Genomic DNA, 22,367 nt, shown 5'->3' on the forward strand with positions numbered 1-22,367 from the left:
ACAGAGATGGCGCCTGCCGGTTTGCCGCCCCCCGCGCAGCAAGGACTGTGATATTTTGAGGGGCTGGCGTCCGCGGGCACGCATTCCCGCGGACGGATTCATTTTCAAACGCTCGACGGGGGGGTACGACATGGAGGGCACGACAAGCGCCATCGGGGCGACAGGAGAGCCGGCCGTTTCCGGCAAGGCGCTCCTCCTCTTTTTCCTCTCGGCGGCAATCCTGTATTTCGCGGTGCTCGGCACGATGCCGTTGATGGACCCCGACGAGGGACGGTATGCCGAGATCCCGCGCGAGATGCTGGCGTCGGGCGATTTCGTCACCCCGCACCTCAACGGCGTCGTCTACCTCGAAAAGCCCCCGCTCTATTACTGGGGCTGCGCCGCCGGCATGGCCGCCTTCGGACAAAACGCGTTCGGGGCGCGATTCTTCGGGGCCGCGATGGCGCTGCTGGGCGTCGTCCTGGCGTGGTGGATGGGGTGCGTGCTCGCGGGGCCCCGCACCGCCTTGTACTCCGCCGCGGTGCTCGCGACCTCCCTTTTCCACTACATTATCGGGCGGCTCAACGCGACCGACATGACGGTGGGCGTGATGCTCGTCCTGGCGATCTTTCCCGCCTACCTGTACCTTTCCGGCAAGCGGTCGTCGCGCGGCTTCCTTTATCTGTCCTTTGCCGGGGCGGCGCTTGCCTTCCTCGCCAAGGGGCTGATCGGCATGGTCTTTCCCGCGGGCATCCTCGTCGTGTGGGCGCTCGTCTCAGGGCGGCCGAAGGCGATCCTCAAGCTGCTTTCCCCCGTCGGCATCGCCATCTTTCTCGCCATCGCGCTCCCCTGGGTGCTGCTCGTCCAGAAGGCCAACCCCGACTTCTTCCGGTTCTTCTTCATTCGGGAACAGTTCCAGCGTTTCGCGACCGAAAAGATCCATCACCGCTACCAGCCGTTCTGGTTTTTCCTCCCGATCGTTTTGGCGGGGCTGCTCCCGTGGCTTCTCTTTGCGGGCCGCGTCGGACGTGCGGTCCGGGCGGCCGGCGCCGGGTTCATGGCTCGGGAAGACCGCATCTTCCTGCTGACCTGGGTGCTGTTCGTCCTGGTATTCTTCTCCATCTCCAGCTCGAAGCTTGTGACTTACATGACTCCGCTCTTCCCCCCGCTGGCCGTGCTGTTCGGCAGGGGGCTGTCCGTTTGGGCCGACCGCGAGGACGGCGCCGCGCCGGTCCTCGCGCCGCTCGCCTTCGCGCTGCTCCTGGGAGCCGGCCTCTTCGCCGCGCCGCGGCTGGCGAAGATGCCGATGTCGCCGGACGAATGGGCACCGGTCATCGCTCCCTCCGTCCTGATCGTCCTCGCCTTCGGCGTCGTGCCGCTGTTCATTCGCCGCCTGGGGGCCCATCGCGTCGTCCTCGTCTCTTTCGCGCTGCTGGCGCTGTTCCTGTGCTCCCTCAACCGGCCCGCCGGGATGCTGATCGGCGACGGCCGTTCGGGCAAGGAATTCTCCGAGGTGCTCAACGCTCAATTACAGCCCGGGGACGTGCTGGCGCAATATCAGGTCTACAGCCAGTCGGTCCCCTTCTACACGGGGCGCCGCAACGTGCTGGTCGACGAGGTGGGCGAGCTCGAGTTCGGGATGCGGCACGCCGCCGACCGCGCCGGCTGGTTCCTCGCCCCGGCGGCCTTCGACAATCTCTGGCGCTCGGAGAAGCGGGTGTTCTGCATCTTCAAGCGGGATGCGATGCCGCTGATCACGGAAAAATACCCGGTCCACCGGTTGCTCATCAGCTCCCGGCGGGGTATCCTCATCGTCAACCGGTGAGATTCAAGCTTTCCAACTACCGACCATTGAACGAGGTCTCCATGGACATTCGCACCGATTTCCTGCCGCTGTCGCGGCCTGCGATCGGGCCGGAAGAGGTCGAGGCGGTCGTTTCCGTCCTCACTTCGGGCTGGATCACCAGCGGGCCGAAGGCGGCCGAGCTCGAGGATATCTTCCGCCGGGAGACCGGCGCGCCGCACGCGATCGCCGTCACCTCGGCGACTGCCGGGCTGCACCTGGTGCTGACCGCCCTCGGAATCGGGCCCGGCGACGAGGTCGTCACGCCGTCGATGACGTTCGCCTCCACCGTCAACCAGATCGCCCTGCGCGGCGCGACGCCCGTCTTCGCCGACAACGACTACGCCACGATGCAGGTCATCCCCGAGGCGGTCGCCGAAAAGATCGGCCCGCGCACCAAGGCGGTGATGCCGGTCCACTTCGCGGGGGCGCCCGCCGACATGGACCCGATCGCCCACGCCGCGGCGAAGGCCGGCGTCCCGGTGATCGAGGACGCGGCGCACGCCGTCGGCACGGTCTACAAGGGACGCCCCGCCGGCACGCTGGGCGACATCGCGATCTTCTCCTTCCACCCGATCAAGAACATCACGACGGGCGAAGGGGGCATGATCACCTGCAAGGACGAGGCGCTGGCGAAAAAGATCCGGCTGCTCCGATTCCACGGCATCGAGCGCGACGCCTGGAAGCGGTACGGCAAGGGGGGCAACCCCGATTACGACATCCGGGAGCCGGGCTTCAAATACAACCTGCCCGATATTCTGGCAGTGCTGGGCGTGGTCCAGATGGGGCGGGTGCGCACCCTCAACGCCCGGCGCGGCGAGCTTTCGGCGCGGTATGTCGCAGGCCTTTCGGGCGTTTCCGGCATCGATCTGCCCGGCGTGCCCTCCTACGATCACAATAATTCCCACCACCTGTTCATCGTGAAAGTGACCGGCCTCGACCGCGAAGCTTTCCTCGGGCGGCTGGGCGACTACAATGTCGGGTTCGGGCTCCACTTCCCGCCGTGCCACCTGCTCTCATACGTGCGCGAGCGGTACGGCACGAAACCGGGCGACTGCCCGGGCGCCGAAGCGGCGGGCGGTCGGCTGCTCTCGCTCCCCCTGTTCCCCGACATGGCGGATGCCGACGCCGACTACGTCTGTGCGGCGATCCGCGAGATCCTGGCCGGAGGGAACGGATGAAGGTCTCGGTCGTCGTTCCCGTCTACAACGAGGAGGCCAACCTTCCGGTCCTGATGGACCGGATGGAATCGGCGCTCCGGACGCTGGGGCGTCCCTACGAGATCGTCTTCGTCGACGACGGCAGCCGCGACAACTCGCTCGAGATGATGAAGGGCTTCACGACGCGTCCGGGCGTGCGCGTGGTCGAGCTGACGCGCAACTACGGGCAACACTCGGCAATCATGTCGGGATTCTCGGTCGTCACCGGGCAGATCGTCATCACGATCGACGCCGATCTCCAGAACCCCCCCGAGGAGATTCCGGGTCTTGTCCGCGCGATGGAAGAGGGGAACTACGAAGTCGTGGGCACGGTCCGCCAGATGCGGAAGGACTCGATCTTCCGGACGTTCCCGTCGCGGGTCGTCAACGCGATGACCCGGAAGATCACCGGCGTCCGGATGACCGACTGGGGCTGCATGCTGCGGGCCTACCGTCGGGAAGTCGTCGATCGGATGGTCGAGAGCCAGGAATACTCGACCTTCATCCCCGCGCTGGCCACGCTCTATGCCAAGCGGATGACCGAGATTCCGGTCGCGCACGCAGAGCGGCACGGCGGCGTCTCCAACTACGGCATGCTGAAGCTGCTCAACCTCCAGTTCGACCTGCTGACCTCCTTCTCCGAGTTCCCGCTCCGGGTGCTGCTCTATGTGGGCGTTTTGATGGCGGTCGGCGGCGTGTCGCTCGGCGTCCTGATCGTCATCCTCCGGGTCTGGCTCGGCTCCGCGTGGGCAGGTGAAGGGGTGTTCACGCTGTTCGCCATCATGTTCTTCATGATGGGCGGCCTGTTCTTCGCCTTCGGCATCATGGGGCAGTACATCGGCCGCATCTACCACGAGGTGCGCAAGCGCCCCCGATACACGGTCCGCAAGATCCACGGGGGGGCATGAACCCCATGCGCGCGGTCGTCTTCGCTTATCACAACATGGGGATCGTCGGGCTGTCGGCGCTCCTGCGCAACGGCTTCGAGATCCCGATGGTGTTCTCGCATGCCGACGACCCGTCCGAGAACCGCTGGTTCGGCTCGGTCCCCGATTTCTGCCGCGAGCGGGGCATCCCGGTCCACCTGGTGGAAAAGGTCAACGAGGCGCCTTGGCCGGCGAAGGTGCGCGAGGCGAAGCCCGACTACCTGTTCTCCTTCTACTATCGGTCGATGCTCAAGGAAGAGATCCTGTCGGCCCCGCGGCTGGCGGCGCTCAACCTGCACGGGTCGCTGCTGCCGAAGTTCCGGGGGCGTGCGCCGGTCAACTGGGTGCTGGTCAAGGGCGAGACCGAGACCGGCGTTACGCTGCACGTCATGGAGATCAAGCCCGACGCGGGAGACATCGTGGGACAGGCGGCGGTCCCGATCGCCTTCGAGGACACGGCGCTCTCGCTGTTCGGAAAGATGGAAAAGGCCGCCGGCGCGCTGCTCGACGACCTGCTGCCGAAGCTGGCCAAGGGCGACATCCCGCGGCGGCGCAATCTCGTCGAGGAGGGCAGCTACTTCGGCGGCCGGAAGCCGGCGGACGGCCGGATCGACTGGTCGGCGCCCGCGCTCGAGATCTACAACCTGGTCCGCGCCGTGACGCGGCCCTATCCCGGCGCCTTCGCGATGATGGGCGGGTCGCCGCTGCTCGTATGGCACGCCACGCCGCTTCCGGCGGGGCCCGCAAGCGGCGCGCCGGGGACGATCGTGCCCCTGCCCGACGGCACGGTCGGCGTGTCGACGGGCGCCGGCCTGCTTCGGCTCGACGAAATCGAATGGAACGGAAAAACAGCGACGGGGGCGGCCGCGGCCGGACTCCTCGTCGACGGGAGGCTTACATGAAGGTTCTGATTCTCGGCGTCAACGGCTTCATCGGTCATCACCTGACCGCGCGCATCCTCAAGGAGACCGACTGGCACATCTACGGGATGGACCTTTCGGCCGAGCGGCTCGGCAAGCTGGCCGATCACCCGCGCTTCGACTTCGTCGAGGGCGACATCCTGATCAACAAGGAATGGATCGAGTACCACATCAAGAAGTGCGACGTCCTGCTGCCGCTCGTCGCGATCGCCACGCCGAAGGTCTACGTCGAGCGGCCGCTGTCGGTGTTCGAGCTCGACTTCGAGGCGAACCTGCGGCTCATCCGGCAGGCGGCGCACTACGGAAAGCGCGTGATCTTCCCCTCCACCTCCGAGGTCTACGGGATGTGCGGCGACGCCGAGTTCGACGAGCACGAGTCGCATCTGGTGCTCGGCCCCATCGCGAAAGAGCGCTGGATCTATTCCTGCAGCAAGCAGCTGCTCGACCGCGTCATCTGGGCCTACGGCCGGCAGGGGCTCGACTTCACGCTGTTCCGCCCGTTCAACTGGCTCGGACCGCGGCTCGATTCGCTCGAGACTGCGAAGGAAGGCAGCTCCCGCGTCGTCACGCAGTTCATCGCCGAGCTGTACCTGGGCGAGCCGATCCGGTTGGTCGACGGCGGGGCGCAGCGCCGCTGCTTCACTTACGTCGACGACGGCATCTCCGGGCTGATGAAGATCCTCGACAACCACGACGGCAACGCCACGAAGCAGATCTTCAACCTCGGCAACCCGAAGAACGACTGCTCGATCAAGGAGCTGGCGCACCTGCTGCGCGACCTCTACGCGAAGCACCCGCTGTCGAAGGGCAAGAAGATTCCGCCGATCGTCGAGGTCAACTCGAAGCAGTTCTACGGCGAGGGGTACCAGGACATCCAGACGCGCACCCCGTCGATCAAGCGCGCCCAGGAGCTGCTCGGCTGGACGCCGAAGGTGGGTCTCAAGGACGCGATGAAGAAGACGATGGATGCCTTCCTCGAGGAGGCCGCCGCGTCCGAAAAGAAGGCGCCGAAGAAGGCTTCAGCTCCGAAGAAGAAGTAGTCCCGCCGCATCCATTTCCGCCCGATCCCGGGACGGCGGGTCGATCTCCCGCCGTCCCGATTCGCATTTTCCTTATTCCCCGGTAGAAATATTTAGATTTTCCCCTTCCCGCGGCCGCGCCCCCTTCCCCGGGCGACGACCGCACAACTTCTCGTATTCATTGATGATTCATGGACATTAAACGAGCGCGACGCGTGCCGTATAGGGTGTTTACCGGATGGCCCGAAACATGCTTTGTCTCACAACCAACCGATCCTATTCCGTTGGCCTGCACGATGAAAGGAGCTTCGAGATGTCGACGACAAGACGCATTCGCCGCTCGTTCCGTTGGTCCATTTCCCTGGCTGCGCTGCTTGTCGCCGCCTCGACCGCCCTGGCCTTCAACCAGACGCCTTCGACCATTCCGCTGTTCGGGACCGACCTCCGCGGGGTGGGTCCCGGCGGTATCCCGGTCGCCGCGCCCGACCCGTGGCCCGCCACGGTGACGGGCGTCACCCACTACACCATCGACATCAAGAAGTTCTCCGACCAGGTCGCGCCGCTGTCCAGCGGTCTTGGGCCGACGACCTTCTTCGGCTACGACCCGGTCAATCCGCTCGGGGGCGGCATCCAGCCCCAGAAGCATCTGGGCGGGATCATCGTCGGCGAAAAAGGGGTGCCGATCCAGATCACCTTCAAGAACTTCCTCGGAACCTCGTCCGGCAAGCACATCCTGCCGAACGACCTGACGATCATGGGCGCCGACCAGGGCAACTTCCGCAGCTCGACACACCTGCACGGGGGGTTGGTCCCATGGATCAGCGACGGGGGGCCGATGGCCTGGTTCGACCCGGTCGGCAAGTCGGGCGTGAGCTTCCTGAACAACATGGTGCTCAATCCCTTCGCGCTTCCCGGCGAGGCCGAGTACCTCTACCCGCTGAACCAGAGCGCCCGGTTCCTTTGGTATCACGACCATGCCTTCGGCACGACCCGCCTCAACGCCTATTCCGGGGTCGCCAGCGCCCTGATCATCCGCGACAACTTCGAGCGGGGACTCCAGGCCAAGGGACTTCCTCCGTTCATCGAGAACAGCGTGCTCGGCGGCACGGCGGTCCGCGAGCTGCCGCTCGTCGTCCAGGACAAGATCTTCGTCGGCCCGAACAATGCGGTGCTCGACCCGACCTGGGCCACCATCGTCGACAACGATGCCTGGAAGCCCGGAAGCCTCTGGTACGCGCACGTCTACGAGCGCAATCGGTGGAAGCTCGCGGGCAACGCGAACGGCGGCAACCTCAAGAACACGGCGCCGCCCGATCCCTCCGTCATCCCCGAGTTCTTCGGCGACACGATGCTGGTCAACGGCACGACTTTCCCGAAGGCCGCCGTCGAGCCCAGACGCTATCGGCTCCGCTTCCTCAACGCCTGCCAGGCGCGATTCCTCAACCTGCAGTTCTTCGTGGCGGACGGCAGCGCCAACGGGATCACGCTGAACCCGGCGACGGGCGTCCCGACAAACGCGCCCTTCGCCCCCAAGCTTTACACGACGTCCGCCGCGACGCCGAACGTCCTCCAGATCGGGACCGAAGGCGGATTCCTGGCGAAGCCCGTCTCGATTCCGACAAACGCCCCGTTCAACCCGGTCACCATGGCCGGCTCCCTGATCGTCTCCCCCGCCGAGCGGCCCGACCTCCTCGTCGACTTCAACGGGTATGAAGGGAAAAGCATCATCCTCTACAACGATGCCGCGGCGCCGTTCCCGATGGGCGACCCGCGCAACGACTACTTCCCGGGATGGAACGTGAAGGGCAATCCCGTCAACGGGCTGACGCCGAACGGCTTCGGACCCAACACCCGCGTTCTGATGCGGTTCGACGTGGGGCCGACGGTGACGGGCGTGCTCGACACCTCGCTGACGCTCACGACGGCCACCGACCTGCGGGCCGGCAACGATCCGTTCCTGGTTCCCGCCGGCTCGACCGCGCTTCCCGCGGGCGTGTTCGTCCGTCCCCTCACGCTGAACGAGACGTACGACGCCAACGGGCGCCTGATCCAGATGCTGGGTACCAACGTCGCTCCATTGTCGCCGAGCGCGGGCTTCGGCCGGGGCTACCTTGATAACGCGACCGAAGTCGTGAAGGCGGGCACGACCGAAGTGTGGGAGATCTACAACACGACGGCCGACGTCCACCCGATGCACTTCCACCTGGTCAACGTCCAGCTCCTCAACCGCCAGCCGTTCCAGGTGAGCAGCCTCTTCTCGAACGGAACCCCGAACTTCACCGGGCCGGTCACGCCTCCGGACCCGAACGAGATCGGCTGGAAGGAAACTCTCCACATGTTCCCCGGCACGGTCACGCGCATCATCATGAAGTTCGACGTCCCTCCGATCGTGACCTCGGGCGGCGCCGTGATTCCGACGCCGGTCAGCCCGCGGACGGGTGGGTTCGAATACGTGTGGCACTGCCACATCCTCGAGCACGAGGAGCACGACATGATGCGGCCGATGGTCGTCACCCCCTGACCCGCAACGAGAACCGATCCCGCCCCCTCGACCGGGGGCGGGGGAAAGCCCCGCTGAACCGCGCGGGGCTTTTTCTTTCCGGGCGCGATAGAATCGGCATCGGCAAATCGCCAAGGAGCGGAAGCGGCATGGGCGGAGAACGAATCCTGGGGCTGAAGGTCGACGTCGACACGCGGCGGGGGATGGAAGACGGCGTGCCGTCGCTGCTTGCGACGCTGGCCGAGTTCCGCGTGCCGGCGGCGTTCTTTCTTTCGTTCGGCCCCGACAACTCGGGGAAGGCGATCTACGCGATGCTGCGGTCGCCCCGCTTCCTGATGAAGATGCTGCGGACCAACGCGCCGGGGCTCTACGGGTGGCGCACGGCGCTCTATGGCACGCTGCTTCCCGCGCCGCTGATCGGGGCGGCGCTTCCCGACCTGTGCCGGCGAATCGAGGCCGAGGGGCACGAGGCCGAGTTCCACGGGTGGGATCACCGGACGTGGCAGGATGCGCTTCCGCGCAAGAAGGCGGCGTGGGTGCGCGACTGGTTCGACCGGGGCGTCGAAAGCTATGCGAAATGCCTGGGGCACGCGCCGCGCGCGTTCGGAGCTCCGTCGTGGCTGCTTTCCGAGGCGGCGGTGGCTGCGATCGCCGGTTACGAGTGGGACTACCTCAGCGTCACCCGGGCCAAGGCGCCGTTCATCCTCGCGGGCACGGGGCTTGTCGAGTTGCCGTCCGACCTGCCCTGCCTCGAGGAGGTGGGCGGCCCGGCGGGCGTTCCCCGAATCCTCGAGGCGCTTTCGGGCGGCGGCGTCCACGTGTTGCCGGTCCACGCGGAGGCCGAGGGGGGCATCTGGCGGGCGCCGTTCCGCGAGATCCTTCGGGGTGCCGCCGATCTGGGCTACCGCGTCGCGCCGCTGTCCGAGATCGCGGGGCTTTGCTGGAAAGAAGAGCTTCCCGAGCGCCCCTTCCGCCTCGAAAGACTGCCCGGTCGTGCCTTCCCGTGCGCCGTTTAGCCGGATTTCCACCGATTTCGTTCACTTTTTCCCCACTCCCGCTTCCTTTGGGTTAGAATGACAAGATTATCGCCGTGGGGGACGTCGTTTTGAAACTTCCGGAATTGAAGATCGGCAAATTCACCGCGAAGGTCCCGATCATCCAGGGCGGGATGTCCATTCGCGTCTCCACCTCCTCGCTGGCGGCCGCGGTCGCCGAATGCGGCGGTATCGGCACCATCGGCGGCGTCGGCGTCCCGATCGACGAGCTCAAGGCCGACATCCGTCGCGCGAAAGAGATGACCAAGGGAATCATCGCGGTCAACATCATGTTCGCAGTCCGCAATTTCATGGATACCGTGGTGGCGTCCATCGAGGCGGGCGTCGACATGATCGCCACCGGCGCCGGCTTCTCCCGCGACATCTTCAAGGTCGGCAAGGACGCGGGTGTGCCCATCATCTCGATCGTATCCTCCCCCGAATTCGGCAAGCTTGCCGAGCGCTGCGGCGCCGACGCGATCGTCGTCGAGGCCAAGGAAGCCGGCGGACACCTGGGCACCGACCGGGCGCTGCGCGACCTGTTCCCCGAGGTACGCAAGGTCGTCAAGAAGGTGCCGCTGATCGCCGCAGGGGGCATCTCCACGGGCGGGGATATCGCCGAGATGCTCGGTAAGTTCGGCGCCGACGGCGTGCAGATGGCGACCCGCTTCGTGCTTACGAAGGAATGCGACGTCTCCGACGCCTTCAAGCAGACCTACCTCAACGCGAAGAAGGAAGACATCGTGCTGATCCATTCGCCCGTGGGCATGCCCGGGCGTGCGATCCGCAACAAATTCGTCGATCGGCTGCTGCACGGCGAGAGGTTTTCGGACAACTGCGGCGACGCCTGCCTGAAGAACTGCGGCCATGAGTTCTGCATCGCCGACCGTCTCAACTTTGCCCGCATCGGGCAGATCGACGAGGGACTGGTCTTTTCGGGCGAGAACGTGTGGACGCTGAAAGACATCCCGACGGTCCGCGAGCTGTTCGATCGCCTGGTTTCCGAGGCCGAAGGGGCCTACCACCCCGAACCCGCGATTTCCTGACCTGCCGCGTTTCCAGAAGGGCTGCTTCCGTCGCGGGGGCGGCCCTTTCTTTTTCTTCCAACTCCCGTTTCCGACCCGGTTTCATGACTTCCTTGCCTGTATTTCATGACAGGTCGGTGTTGTTGTCTCTGCTGCATCGATATCAATAAGTTGATTGACATGACAGGGGATTATTGTAATTATTGGATGAAGCACTCATAAATCTGTTTTCCGGAGGATGACATGGACAAGAAGGTATTGATCGAGCTGACCGCTGAAATAGTTTCGGCACACGCTTCCGTCAGCGAAATGAACCAGGATGGGCTGCTGAGCGAAATTCAGGCCGTCTTCCAGAAGTTGAACGGACTTGCCGGGGGCGAGGAAGAAGAGGTCGTCGCGGTGCCCGGGGAAGTTAAGGCCGTGATGCCGATGGATCAGGCGTTCGGCGCCGAAAAGGTCTTTTGCATGGTCTGCGGCAAAGGATTCACGACGCTCAAGAAGCACATCATGGTCAGCCACCAGATGAATCCCAAGCAGTACCGCAAGGCGTTCAACATCCCGACCAAGATGGCGCTGGTTTCCCGCAACTATTCCGAATCCAAGAAGAAGATCGCCCAGAAGCTGGGACTTGCCGACAAGCTGGCCGAAGGGCGCAAGAAGCGGGCCGCGAACAAGTTGGCGAAATAGGTCGCAACCCGAAAAGGGAATCGTGCATCCTAGCCGCGTTGACGATTCCCCATTCGAAAGGAGTGTGCCCAATGCCATACGCCGCCAAGGATTTCAAGCAGCTGCTCGGGATGTCGGGGTTCAGCGACAACGCGCTCAACATCCACTTCACGCTTTACCAGGGCTACGTGACCAATACCAACAAGGTGCTCGACCAGCTTGCGGCGCTTTCGGCCGAGGGCAAGGCGGGCACTCCCGAGTTCGCAGAGCTCAAGCGGCGGTCCGGGTGGGAATGGAACGGGATGCGGCTGCATGAGCTCTATTTCGGGAACCTGGGCGGGAAGAAGGCGCTCGACGCGGGCGGCAGGCTGGGCAAGTCGATCGCGGCCGAATTCGGCAGCATCGAGAAGTGGGAGGCCGATTTCCGCGCGACCGGTGCGATGCGCGGCATCGGCTGGGTGGTCCTCTATCAAGACGTCGAGGGGGGACGCCTGGTCAACCAGTGGATCGGCGAGCACGATGCCGGCCATTTCGCGGGCGGCGTTCCCGTCCTGATCATGGATGTCTTCGAGCACGCGTTCTTCCCCGACTACGGCACCAAGCGGGCCGACTACATCGCCGCGTTCTTCCAGAACATCGACTGGGCGGCGGCCGAGGCGCGCCTGAAGTAGCGCAACTCCCGTCTATCGCACATCCGCGGCCGTCCGGAATCCTTTCCGGGCGGCCGCTTTCGTGATGGGGAAGGGCAAAAATCCGAATCCCCCGGTGCCTGGGTGGGCCGGGGGATTCTGGGGCCGCCCGCGAATTTTGGCGGGGTGGTGCGGGCGGGAATTCCCCTCCGGGGAGGAGGGGCGAGCTCTTGGGCGGTTTGGTCGCCTGACAGACTTATCGGCAGCAATTCCGCAAAACTTTAATTCGGTGTGCGACCCTTTCCTGCCTTGATAGACTGGCGGCATTCTTTCGTGCGCGGAAAGGGGCGTCGTTGGATTTTTCCGGAGTCATGCGCGATCTGTCCGTGGTGCTGGCGATCGCCACGGTCGTCGCCCTGGTCTTCGTCAAGATGCGGCTGTCGCCGATCACGGCGTTCCTGGTCGCGGGCGTGATCCTCGGCCCGACCGGCGCCGGGTTGGTGTCCGAGCCCGAAGTGGTTTCCGCGATGGCCCAGGTCGGCGTCGCCCTCTTCCTGTTCACCGTCGCGATCGACACGCCTCCGTCGAGCCTGGGCCGATTCCGGAGTCAGGTGATCTGGGCGGGCAGCATCCAGGTCGGCCTCACGCTGGCGATCGCGGCGACGGCGATGGCGCTGGCCGGATTCGATGCGCCGATGGCGGTCTTCACCGGGTTCGTCCTTTCCCTGTCCTCGACGGCGATCGTCCTCAAGGTCTACGCCGACCGCGGCGAGGCCGACAGCACGCAGGGGCGACTTTCCGCGGGCATTCTCCTCCTGCAGGACATCGCCGTCATCCCGATGATGCTCTTGACCCCCATCCTTTGGGAGTGGGGCACCGCGAGCCCGGGCACCGTGGCGTTGACGATGGGGAAGGCTGCCCTGACCGTCGGGGGCGTCCTGGTGCTGGCGCGCGTGTTGATCCCGCTGCTGATGCGCGAGGTGATCCGGCTGAACAGCCGGGAAGTGCTGGGGCTCACCATCCTGCTCGTCTGCCTGGGCACCGCCTGGGTCGCTCACCGGTTCGGCCTGTCGATCGCGATGGGCGCGTTCCTCGCGGGATTGGTCGTTTCCGAGTCCGAGTACGTGCATGCGATCGCGGCGCAGGTGCTTCCTTTCAGCGACGTGTTCAACGGCGTCTCCTATATCGCGATCGGCATGCTCATCGACGTGAACTTCCTTCGGGCCCACTGGCCCATGGTGGCCGGCATCGCGGGAAGCGTGGCGCTGCTCAAGTTCCTGTCGACCTCCGCCGCGGTCCGGGCGGTCGGGTACTCCTGGCGGGTGACGATCGTCACCGCGATCGGCCTCGTCCAGGTGGGCGAGTTCTCGTTCCTGCTCATCGCAGACGCCTTCCAGACCCGGCTGATCGGCACCGACCCTTACCAATTCCTGCTGTCCGTCACCATTCTGATGATGATCGCGACGCCGTTCCTCATCAAGGGGGCGCCCGGGGTGGCGCTTGCATTCGGTTTCCTCCAGGGCGTCGGAAGCGGTGCGGGCGAGACGCCAGAGGAAGTGCCGGGCCAGAAGGCGTCCGTCCGGGAAAACCATGTCATCATCGCCGGGTACGGCGTCAACGGAAAGAATCTCGCCCGGGTGCTCAAGTCGACGCGGGTGCCTTACGTCATCGTCGACACGAACGAGTGGAAGGTCGGGGAGGCGCGCGCCGCGGGCGAACCGGTGGTGTTCGGCGACGTCCACAGCCCGCGGATGCTCGAACGGCTCGGAGCTGCGCGGGCGCGCGTCCTGGTGGTGGGCATCTCCGACCCGATGGCGACGCGACGCGCGGTCGGCGTCGCCAGGGGAGCGAATCCCGGGCTCTTCATCCTGGTCCGGACCCGGTACCTGGCCGACCTCGACGACCTGCTGGCGCTCGGGGCCGACGTGGTGATCCCCGAGGAGTTCGAGACTTCCGTCGAGATCTTTTCTCGGGTGCTCGCCGAGTACCAGGTGCCCGACCATATCATCCGGCAGCAGGAGCAGCTTGTCCGGAGCGGGACCTACCGCATCCTGCGCGACCGGGCCCCGCAAGGGGGCGACGAGGTGCTGGCCGAATTCGAGGCGTTCCTGGCGCGCAAGGTCATCGAGCTGTTCTACGTCTCCGATTCTTCCGGCTGGGCGGGGCGCGAGGTGAGCGCGCTTCCTGCGGGCGGAGACAGCGGCATCGTGCTCCTTGCGATCCTGCGCGAGGACCGTGCGATCGTCCAGCCCGATCCCGGCATGCCGCTGGAGCCGGGCGACAAGATCGTGCTGTTCGGCGGCCACGCGCCGCTCGCCGCCGCGCTCGAAGCGCTTTCGGGCGCGGTGCGCGGGTGATAATATCGAAGAAGTCCCGTCCCATATGCCGCGTTGGAGGGTCTTGCCATGTGCCCTGCCCCATCCGACCAGGCCCGCTACGAGCGGGCGCTCCGCCGCTATTTCCGGATTCCCGCCGAAGAACGCAAGAGCCGGGACCGCGAAAAGCTGCTCGCCGCCCTGGGAATCGATAACCCTCCCGATTTTCTCGCGATGCATATTCCGCTTTGGGAAGCCAAGGTCGACGAGCTGCTCGACCCGTCCTCGACCGACATGCTCCCGATCAGCATCTCCCACTCCTACGTCAACTGGGTGCGCGGCGCCATCGGCACGATTCCTCCCGAGGCGCGCGTCAAGATCTTCACCTCCAAGCTCAAGGACACCGGGCTCAGGAAGGCGATCCTGTCGCTGATCCACGCCATCTCGCACGACGGCGCCCGAGACTTCGAGGTGCTGGACGTCGCGCTTCTCGCGAAGATGCACAAGGACACCGTCTTCTCCGTCCGCGATTCCTCGAAGCACGCGTTCACCTTCTACCTGTCCCGCTTCGGCTGCCTCGGCGAATACATCTACGCGGGGCTGCCCGCGCTCGTAGGCCTTCCGGCGCTGCCGGCGATCTACCACCTGAGCCCGCAGGGCGAAGAGGTGCTGATCAAGCCGAAGGAGGAGGGGATCAACATCTACCTCGACGAGCCGCCGCTCGAGCGGATTCTGGCCGACGGCGACTGGTGGGTGCCGGGCGCGGCGCGGCAGGACGCCCTGGGCGACTGCATCGGGACGGCGCTTCGTTACGGGCACTACGTCGCGACGCCCGATCGGCGGGTCGTCATGATCGACAACATCGAGCTGTTCCACCTCGACGCGTCCGACGCCCGCATCTTCGAGCCGATCTACGATTTCCTGCCGCGGAAGGCGTACCCGTCCGACGCACGGAAGGCGCGCGCGATGCGGCAGGGGTACGAGGCGCTCTACCGGGACGCCTACCAGGCGCAGCGGGTGCAGATCCGGGAGGAATGGGGCGAGATCGAGCGCTACCTGATGGAGATGCGGCGCCACATCCGCGCCTATTCCGGAGAGCTCTTCGAGACGGTGCTGGCCGGCGTGAAAGCGCGCGTCCTCGGGAAGCGATAACGCCGGAGTTGGCCGCCTCCCCTGCCATACGGGCTGTTGCCGCGCTGTTACTGGCCGCGGCGCTCGCCGCCGGCGGATGCGGTCCGATCCTCGACCGCAGCGCCCCCCGCCGCGACGGCACCCTGGCGACGCCGGGGCTTTCGGCCCCCGTCACAGTGATCCGCGACCGGTTCGGCGTTCCCCACATCTACGCATCCAACGACCACGACCTCTATTTCGCGCAGGGCTACGTCCAGGCGCAGGATCGGCTGTTCCAGATCGACCTCGAGCGGCGGATGGCGCGCGGCGAGCTTTCCGAACTTTTCGGCGAGGCGACGCTGCCGGCCGACCGGCTGTTCCGCCACCTGGGCTTCGCGGCCCGCGCCCCGAAAGTCGTGGCCGACTGGCCGGACTCGACGCGGGCGATCGTCTCGGCCTACTGCGCCGGAGTGAACGCCTGCATGGCTGCGCTGAGCGACTGGCCGGTCGAGCTGCGGATGCTCCGGACGCCGCCGCGTGCTTTTTCTCCCGAGGATGTGGCGGCCGTGTCGCTGCTCAAGTCGTTCGGGCTGGCGCAGTGGCAGCCCGAGGAGATCCTTTACCGGCTGTCGTCGCGGCTGTCGCCCGCGCAGATGGCCGAGGCGATGCCGGTCGTCGATCCGGATTCGCCGACGATCGTTTCGCCGTCCGGCGGGCATCGACCGATGGCGGTCGTCCCGTCGCTCCTCGACGCGGGGCTGGCGTCGCTGTCGACGATCGGCGGGCTGCCGCGCTCGGGCGGCTCCAATTCGTGGGTCGTATCCGGAAAGAAGAGCGCCTCGGGCGAGCCGCTGCTCGCGAACGACCCCCACCTTTACCTGCTCGCCCCGTCGGTCTGGTACGAGATGCACCTGGTGGCGCCGGGCGTCGACGTCTACGGGATGTCTTTTCCTTGCGCGCCGTGCATCGTCATCGGGCACAACCCGCGCATCGCGTGGGGCTTTACCAACCTGATGGTCGACGACGCCGACTTCTTCGTCGAAAAGATCGACGGCGACCGCGTGATGTATCGCGACGCGTGGGTGCCGCTCGTCGTCCGCACCGAGACGATCCGCGTGAAGGGCCGCGCGCCCGAGGTCGTGACGGTGCGCGAGACGCCGCACGGCCCGATCCTGTCGCCGGTCCTGCCCGGCGAGACGGCGGCGCTTTCCCTGCGCTGGGCCGGCTTCGACGGCGGCGATGCGATCGGGGCGCTCCACGCGCTCGACCGGGCGCGCGACCGGAAACAGTTCGTCGCCGCGCTGTCGGGCTTTCCGTATCCGTGCCAGAACGCGGTCTATGCCGACGTCGACGGCAACATCGGGATGGTGATGGCGGGGCGTATCCCGATCCGTAAAGGGGGCGACAGGCTGTTGCCCGTGCCGGGCGACACGGGCGACTGGGAGTGGAGCGGCTACGTGCCGTTTGCCGCGAAGCCGCAGCTCTGGAACCCGCCCGAGGGATTCATCGTCACGGCCAACTTCCCCGTCGCCGACAATGCGCAGTTCCGCCCCTACGTGTCTCGCCTCTACGAGCCGCCCGACCGGGGGTTGCGGATCCGGGCGATGCTGTCCGAGCGAGTTCGGTTCTCCCCGGCCGATTTCGCGGCGATGCAGTCCGACGTGTCGGTCTCCGGGAGCGAGGCGACGATCGCGCTGGCGCTCCGGGTGGCGCAGCGGCGCGCGGCCGAGAACCCCGCGTTCCGCGATGCGGCCGCGATCCTTTCCGCGTGGGACCGGCGCGCGTCAGCCGACAGCCGCGCGACGCCGCTCTTCGAGGTTTTTTGCGTAAAGCTGGCCGGGCAGCTCTTCGGCGATGCGATGGGGCCGGAGCTGTTCGCATCGTTCATCGGTTACCCGCGTCTCGTCTGGAACGCGACAGACCGGATCGTTCGTCGGGGCGACTCGGTTTTTCTCTCCGATCCCGCGAAGGGGCCGAAGCGGTCGCTCGACGATGCTGCGGCACAGGCGCTTCTCGAAGCGATGGGATTCCTGTCGGAGCGTCTCGGGACCGCATCGTCGACCTGGCGCTGGGGACAGATGCATCAGGCGACGTTCGGCCATCCGTTCGGGAAGAATCGCTTCCTGAGCCGCTGGTTCGACATCGGGCCGTTCCCCGTCCCGGGCGACGGGCGCACGGTGTTCAAGCAGGAGTTCCCGCTCGGGGGAAAAGATTTTCCGGTGAAGGTCGGGCCGTCGATGCGGATGATCGTCTCGCCGGGTGACCGCGACGCAGCAACCTCGTCGATCACGACGGGGGAATCCGGGCATTTCTTCGAGGCGCACTATGCCGACCAAGCGCCCCTGTGGCTCGCGGGGAAGGGGCATCCCGCCTGGACCTCGCGGGCGTCGATCGAGGCGAACGCCGAGCATCGGCTGCGGCTCGTGCCGCCCGGAAAGTCCGCTGGCCGCTGATGAAAGACCGGGGGCGCGTCGAAGGCCGACGGGCGGTTCGGTGTGTCAGGAGGCGACGGGTGGGGTAATGCCGGATGCGGCGCAGGCGGCCTCGAACCGGGCCTCGAGCGGGGCGACCGCTGCGACGGGGCGTCCGTCGGCGGCCGCAAACGCCATCGATCGGCAATGCAGCATCATCCGCGGGGCGGGGGGCGCGCCGCCGTAGCGGTCGTCGCCCAGCACCGGGTGCCCGGCGTGCACGAGGTGCAGCCGGATCTGGTGCGTGCGCCCGGTCTGCGGACGCGCCTCGACGAGCGAGACCTCCGCGCCCAGGGCGTCGCGCCCGCATCCCAGCAAACGGAAGCGCGTCTCCGCCGTTCGCCCGTCCTCGCGCACGGCGAATTCGGATTTTCCGAGCGGCGCGATCGGCGCTTCGACGGTCCAGTCCTTTTCCTGCGGAACCCCCGCGACCAGCGCCCAATAGACTTTCTCGACCCGCCCAACCTCGAGCTGCCGGGAGAGGTGCGCAGCGGACTCCCGCGTTTTCGGGAACAGCATCACGCCCGAGGTTCCGCGGTCGAGCCGGTGGACGATGCGGGCGGGCTCGGGGCTTCCGGTCGATTTGAAGTATTGGGCGACCGCGAACTCGACCGTGCCCTTGAGCTGGTAAGGCGTCCTCTGGCAGTAGATCCCCGCGGGCTTCGACAGGGCGAGATATTCCGGGTCGTCCAGAAGCAGCGCCCCGGGATCGATCGCGTATTCGACGAATCGCTCCTCGTCGGTGATCCCGACCACAAGGCCGTCGTCCGGGTGCAGCCCGCGGGAGGCGACGCGGACGACGTCGCCGTTGACGCGGCAACCGCCCCAGTCGATGACCTTCCGGATGCGCCCCTTCGAGAGTTGCGGGAAGAGCGCGTGGACGACGTCGTCGAGCCGCCGGCCCGCGAGCGCCGCCGTCACGGTGCCGTGCAGGATCACGAGCGGATGCCCCGCGCCGATGCCCGGAACAGCGCGGCGATGGTTTTGCCGTCGTTGATCCTCCCGTCGGCGGCCATCTCCAGCGCCTCGTCCAGCGGCAGACGGACCGTCTCGATGTCCTCGTACTGCTCGGGCGCGGCCTCGCCCTGTGACAATGCCCGCCCCAGGTACAAGTGGATCACCTCGTCGAAGACGCCCGGGGATGCGCGGAAAATGCCCAGCGATTCGAGCTGATTGGCGCGCAGGCCGGTTTCCTCGGTCATCTCCCGCCGGCCGCAGTCGGCCGGGTCTTCGCCGGCGTCAAGGCGCCCGGCGGGGATCTCGAGAAGGAACCCGTCGGCCGCAGGCCTGAGCTGTCGGATCAGTGTGACGGTTCCGTCGTCGTGCAGCGGCAGCACGCCGACGCCGCCCGGGTGCCGGATGATCTGGTAGGTGTGCCATCCTCGGTCGCCGATCTTCACCTCCATCTGCTCGATATGGACGACGAGCCCTTCGAAGATCGTGGCGTGGTTGCGGGTTTCCATGGGGGTGCTCCGGATTCGGGTAATGTGTCATGATGACACGAAACGGAATTGACGCGATCGACAAGGAGATGCCGGTCATGGCTGAAATCGAGATGCCCGTTCCCGAAGAGCTGGAAGAGGCGCGCGGCAAGCGCTTTACGCGCCGGGTTGCGCTGACCACCGCGATCTATGCGGTGCTGCTGGCGATCACGTCGCTCGGCGGCAACAATGCGACCAAGGAGATGATGCTGGCGCAGCAGCAATCCGCGGACCAGTGGAACTTCTACCAGGCGAAGAATCTCCGGGAGAATTTCGCACGGAACCAGCGCGAGACGCTCGAGGTGATGCAGCTGGAGCGCAGCGGCGGAATGAGCGTTGCGGCGCGCGCGAAATACGAGGAACTCATCCGGAAGGCGACCGGGGATGAGACGCGGCTCCGGTCGGAGAAGAAGACGATCGGCGAGGAGGCCGGGAAGCTGGAAAAGGAGCGCGACGTCTATCGTTCCAAGGACCCGTACTTCGATTTCGCCGAGGTGCTGCTGCAAATATCCATCGTCCTGGCGTCGATCGCCATCTTGTCCGGAGCGATGCCGGTCTATCTCTTTTCGATGGTTTCCGCGGGCACGGGCGCCCTGCTGATGCTCAACGGATTTCTCATGATCTTCCGGCTTCCGTTCCTCCACTAGGCCGCCGTTCCCATGACGGATCGGGGCCTCAATGCCGGCGGGGAGCGGGGCGAGGCGTTCGGGATCCTTTCCGGCGGCATGCTCGGGATGATGGTCGCGATGGCGATCGGCCGTTTCGTCTTCGCGCCGATCCTGCCGATGATGCAGCGCGACCTGGGGGTCACGCACGCGACCGCCGGGGGGCTGGCCTCACTCAACTACATCGGGTACCTCGCGGGGGCGCTGGCCTGCTCGGTCCGCCCCGGGCTGCTGCGCAGCGGCGCCGTCAACCTCGGGGCGCTCTCCGCGAGCATCGCGACGACGTTCCTGATGGCGGCGACGACTTCGACCGCGGCCTGGGGGACGCTGCGCTTCGTCTCGGGCGCGGCGAGCGCGGTGTTGTTCGTGGCGATCTCGATCGAGGTGGCCGAACGGATGGCACAGGCGGGCGCCGAGCGGTGGAGCGGCGCGCTCTACGGCGGCATTGGGCTCGGGATCGCGCTCACGGGAACGTTGGTGCCGCGGCTGGACGCCCTGGGCGGGTGGCGCGGGGCCTGGGTCGGCATGGGCGCGCTGGCGATCGTGCTGGCGCTTCTCGGCGTCGCGCTGGCGCACAAACGGACCCCGTCGATGCGCATCGAGACCCGCGACGCGGGCGGGGCGGGCGACCTCGGGTCGATCCGCATCCTCGCCGCCGCTTACTTCCTGGAGGGGCTGGGCTACATCGTCAGCATCACGTTCATTGTCGTGATGGTCGCCCGGATCCCCGGGCTCGCGTCGTTTGCGCCCTCGAGCTGGGTGGTCGTCGGGCTCGCCGCCGCACCCTCCACGCTGCTCTGGCAGTGGGCCGGCCGTTGCATCGGCGTTAAGGCCGCGCTCTTCCTCGCTTACGTCATCCAGTGCGTCGGCATCCTGGTCGGCGTCAAGGCCGCCACCGTCCCGCTGGTGATCCTGTCGGCCGCCTGCTTCGGCGGCACCATGCTGGGGATCGTGACGCTGGCGATGGCGGAGGGGAGCCGCCGCGCGGGCCGCGACGCCCGTCGGGCGGCCGGGATCCTGACGACCTGCTTCGGGGCGGGGCAGGTGCTGGGTCCCTCGATCGCGGGGCGGATCGCCGACGCGCAGGGGAGCTTCGAGATCCCGCTGCTGCTGGCCGCCGCCTCGGTCGCAGTGGGGGCGATGCTGGTCCTCCTCGACGGAGACTATCGCCGCCGCGCATCCTGACCGGCGGACCGGTTTCGGGAGCGCATCCCGGCTCCGTCACCCGGGGCGGGTCGCCTCCTCGAGCCAGGCGAGGTACGCCAGTGCTTCCGCCCGTCCGCTGCCGCACATCTCGACCGACGCCTGGAGCCCCGCACAGACGGCGGGGCGCCCCGGACCCCGGAAGATCGCGCAGAGCAGGTCGGCGGTGAGGTGCACGCACGCGACGCCAGCCGGCTTCCCTTCGGGCATGCCGGGGATGGCGCTGGAGATCGAGGGCGCGACGCAGCACGCGCCGCAACCGGGCCGGCATTCCACTCGATGGGACTCCTTCCTGCACAGGGGGGAAGCCTCTCCCGGCCGCCGTACGGCGAAACGCCGCTCGGCTATCCGTTGACCCGTCCGCGCGATTCGAGTATATTATCTTTTCTTTACGTGCGCCCATGGCTCAGCTGGATAGAGCATCAGACTACGAATCTGAGGGTCGGAAGTTCGAATCTTCCTGGGCGCACCATGAAATCATTGGGGGCTAGGCCATCGCGGCTTAGCCCCTTTTTTCGTCCTCCGGTCCTCCTCCGGTCCGCACGCGATCGGCTTTGGCACCCAAGATTCTTTTCCTACGGCATCGTAGACGCGAGGAAGGAGCCCGGGAGGCCGGGTGATATCTATTTCCCGGTTTTCCGTTCAGTATGATAATTGGAATCAGAATGCCGACCGTATTCAGGGAAAGAGGGTACCGATTTTTCTTCTTCAGCAATGAAGGGGCGGAGTCTCCTCATGTGCATGTCGAGCAAGGGGAAAGATACGCGAAATTCTGGCTTGAGCCTGTTGCGCTGGAAAATTCGCGGGGCTTCCGGAGTCATGAGATTCATGAGTTGTACGAAATTATCCGGAGCAACCGGGAAAAGTTGAAGGAGCGGTGGCATGGGCACTTTGGCGATCAAGGTTGAGGCGTTGGCGGTCGATGTCGTGGTCACGGCCGATACGCTGAATGTCGTGCTGGCAGATGGTCGGGAAATCTCGGCGCCAATCGGCTGGTTTCCCCTGTTGATGGATGCGACAGACGAACAGCGCCGGAATTGGCGCCTGATCGGCGGCGGTGTGGGGATTCACTGGGAATCCCTCGACGAGGACATTTCCGTCGCGGGACTTCTGTCGGTCCGGTAGCACCCGAGCACCCGTTTAGACCGTTCCCGCCCGTCGTCACGTAACTCCTGCCCGGCAGGTCGGACGCCTTCCGCCAGAAACTCTCCTCCGAGAAGTACACCCCCCCGACCCGCCTGCGGTCGTCCGCAATCATCGCGGCAGCTGGTGTTCCGGCAGGTAGCCGGTCAGCATCTCCCGCACCGGGCTGTCGAGCGTGAGTGCGTTGATTATCAGAGTCCACCCGTGCTGGTTGTCGGCTAGGACGACGGCCACAAAGC

At 66.2% G+C, this 22,367-nt stretch carries 20 protein-coding genes and 1 tRNA gene; 17 read left to right on the plus strand and 4 right to left on the minus strand.

Features of this window, described 5'->3' with window-relative positions; all coding sequences use genetic code 11:
* The first annotated feature begins 130 nt into the window (after window positions 1-130).
* The 13 genes from VGK27_04330 (at window position 131) to VGK27_04390 (ending at window position 17,618) form a co-directional block, all read left to right on the plus strand.
* On the plus strand, window positions 131-1,804 hold the full coding sequence (locus VGK27_04330; GenBank protein HEY3489338.1) for a glycosyltransferase family 39 protein: 1,674 nt from the start codon (window positions 131-133) through the stop codon (window positions 1,802-1,804).
* A gap of 41 nt (window positions 1,805-1,845) precedes the next feature.
* A complete protein-coding gene (locus VGK27_04335; GenBank protein ID HEY3489339.1) occupies window positions 1,846-3,003 on the plus strand; it encodes an aminotransferase class I/II-fold pyridoxal phosphate-dependent enzyme in 1,158 nt (385 codons plus the stop codon).
* Window positions 3,000-3,929, plus strand: a complete 930-nt coding sequence (locus tag VGK27_04340; GenBank protein ID HEY3489340.1) for a glycosyltransferase — start codon at window positions 3,000-3,002, stop codon at window positions 3,927-3,929. The genes VGK27_04335 and VGK27_04340 overlap by 4 nt, the downstream gene beginning before the upstream one ends.
* Complete coding sequence (locus VGK27_04345; protein ID HEY3489341.1) at window positions 3,926-4,849, plus strand: formyltransferase; 924 nt, start codon at window positions 3,926-3,928, stop codon at window positions 4,847-4,849. The genes VGK27_04340 and VGK27_04345 overlap by 4 nt, the downstream gene beginning before the upstream one ends.
* Window positions 4,846-5,907 carry a bifunctional UDP-4-keto-pentose/UDP-xylose synthase gene (locus VGK27_04350; GenBank protein ID HEY3489342.1) on the plus strand — a complete coding sequence of 354 codons (1,062 nt, stop codon included), beginning with the start codon at window positions 4,846-4,848 and terminating at the stop codon, window positions 5,905-5,907. Before VGK27_04345 ends, VGK27_04350 begins: the two co-directional genes overlap by 4 nt.
* 292 nt (window positions 5,908-6,199) lie before the next feature.
* The gene (locus VGK27_04355) at window positions 6,200-8,407 is read left to right on the plus strand and encodes a multicopper oxidase domain-containing protein (protein ID HEY3489343.1); all 2,208 of its coding nucleotides are present in this window, start codon (window positions 6,200-6,202) and stop codon (window positions 8,405-8,407) included.
* A gap of 128 nt (window positions 8,408-8,535) precedes the next feature.
* On the plus strand, window positions 8,536-9,402 hold the full coding sequence (locus VGK27_04360; protein ID HEY3489344.1) for a polysaccharide deacetylase family protein: 867 nt from the start codon (window positions 8,536-8,538) through the stop codon (window positions 9,400-9,402).
* 89 nt (window positions 9,403-9,491) lie between these two features.
* Window positions 9,492-10,466, plus strand: coding sequence for a nitronate monooxygenase family protein (locus tag VGK27_04365; protein HEY3489345.1), 975 nt, complete (start codon window positions 9,492-9,494; stop codon window positions 10,464-10,466).
* Window positions 10,467-10,688: 222 nt separating this feature from the next.
* Window positions 10,689-11,132: a MucR family transcriptional regulator gene (locus VGK27_04370; protein HEY3489346.1), complete on the plus strand. Its 444-nt coding sequence runs from the start codon at window positions 10,689-10,691 to the stop codon at window positions 11,130-11,132.
* Window positions 11,133-11,203: 71 nt separating this feature from the next.
* Window positions 11,204-11,782 (plus strand): Fe-Mn family superoxide dismutase, encoded by a 579-nt coding sequence (locus VGK27_04375; GenBank protein ID HEY3489347.1) that lies wholly within the window; start codon window positions 11,204-11,206, stop codon window positions 11,780-11,782.
* 329 nt (window positions 11,783-12,111) lie between these two features.
* Window positions 12,112-14,097, plus strand: a complete 1,986-nt coding sequence (locus VGK27_04380) for a cation:proton antiporter (GenBank protein ID HEY3489348.1) — start codon at window positions 12,112-12,114, stop codon at window positions 14,095-14,097.
* Window positions 14,098-14,145: 48 nt separating this feature from the next.
* Window positions 14,146-15,207 (plus strand): hypothetical protein, encoded by a 1,062-nt coding sequence (locus VGK27_04385; protein HEY3489349.1) that lies wholly within the window; start codon window positions 14,146-14,148, stop codon window positions 15,205-15,207.
* An 8-nt stretch (window positions 15,208-15,215) separates the two neighbouring features.
* Window positions 15,216-17,618 (plus strand): penicillin acylase family protein, encoded by a 2,403-nt coding sequence (locus tag VGK27_04390; protein HEY3489350.1) that lies wholly within the window; start codon window positions 15,216-15,218, stop codon window positions 17,616-17,618.
* 45 nt (window positions 17,619-17,663) lie between these two features.
* Here VGK27_04390 and VGK27_04395 read toward each other — a convergent pair whose 3' ends face one another.
* Together VGK27_04395 and VGK27_04400 are read right to left on the minus strand one after the other, a co-directional pair.
* Window positions 17,664-18,575, minus strand: a complete 912-nt coding sequence (locus VGK27_04395; protein HEY3489351.1) for an RluA family pseudouridine synthase — start codon at window positions 18,573-18,575, stop codon at window positions 17,664-17,666.
* Window positions 18,572-19,099 carry an NUDIX hydrolase gene (locus VGK27_04400; protein ID HEY3489352.1) on the minus strand — a complete coding sequence of 176 codons (528 nt, stop codon included), beginning with the start codon at window positions 19,097-19,099 and terminating at the stop codon, window positions 18,572-18,574. Before VGK27_04400 ends, VGK27_04395 begins: the two co-directional genes overlap by 4 nt.
* Window positions 19,100-19,128: 29 nt before the next feature.
* Between VGK27_04400 and VGK27_04405 the strand changes: the two genes are divergently transcribed.
* Together VGK27_04405 and VGK27_04410 are read left to right on the plus strand one after the other, a co-directional pair.
* On the plus strand, window positions 19,129-19,764 hold the full coding sequence (locus VGK27_04405; GenBank protein ID HEY3489353.1) for a DUF4337 domain-containing protein: 636 nt from the start codon (window positions 19,129-19,131) through the stop codon (window positions 19,762-19,764).
* 12 nt (window positions 19,765-19,776) lie between these two features.
* Window positions 19,777-20,967, plus strand: a complete 1,191-nt coding sequence (locus VGK27_04410; protein ID HEY3489354.1) for a YbfB/YjiJ family MFS transporter — start codon at window positions 19,777-19,779, stop codon at window positions 20,965-20,967.
* A 36-nt stretch (window positions 20,968-21,003) separates the two neighbouring features.
* Here VGK27_04410 and VGK27_04415 read toward each other — a convergent pair whose 3' ends face one another.
* On the minus strand, window positions 21,004-21,261 hold the full coding sequence (locus tag VGK27_04415; protein ID HEY3489355.1) for a YkgJ family cysteine cluster protein: 258 nt from the start codon (window positions 21,259-21,261) through the stop codon (window positions 21,004-21,006).
* Between the two features lie 119 nt (window positions 21,262-21,380).
* Here VGK27_04415 and VGK27_04420 point away from each other — a divergent pair.
* Both VGK27_04420 and VGK27_04425 read left to right on the plus strand, forming a co-directional pair.
* Window positions 21,381-21,457 (plus strand) — tRNA-Arg (locus VGK27_04420).
* A gap of 410 nt (window positions 21,458-21,867) precedes the next feature.
* A complete protein-coding gene (locus tag VGK27_04425) occupies window positions 21,868-22,110 on the plus strand; it encodes a DUF2442 domain-containing protein (GenBank protein HEY3489356.1) in 243 nt (80 codons plus the stop codon).
* Between the two features lie 129 nt (window positions 22,111-22,239).
* On the opposite strand, the gene VGK27_04430 is transcribed toward VGK27_04425, so the two are convergent.
* Window positions 22,240-22,362 carry a hypothetical protein gene (locus VGK27_04430; protein ID HEY3489357.1) on the minus strand — a complete coding sequence of 41 codons (123 nt, stop codon included), beginning with the start codon at window positions 22,360-22,362 and terminating at the stop codon, window positions 22,240-22,242.
* Window positions 22,363-22,367: the final 5 nt, after the last annotated feature.

The organism is Candidatus Deferrimicrobiaceae bacterium (genome assembly GCA_036504035.1).
GTDB lineage: Bacteria > Desulfobacterota > Deferrimicrobia > Deferrimicrobiales > Deferrimicrobiaceae > JANXPS01.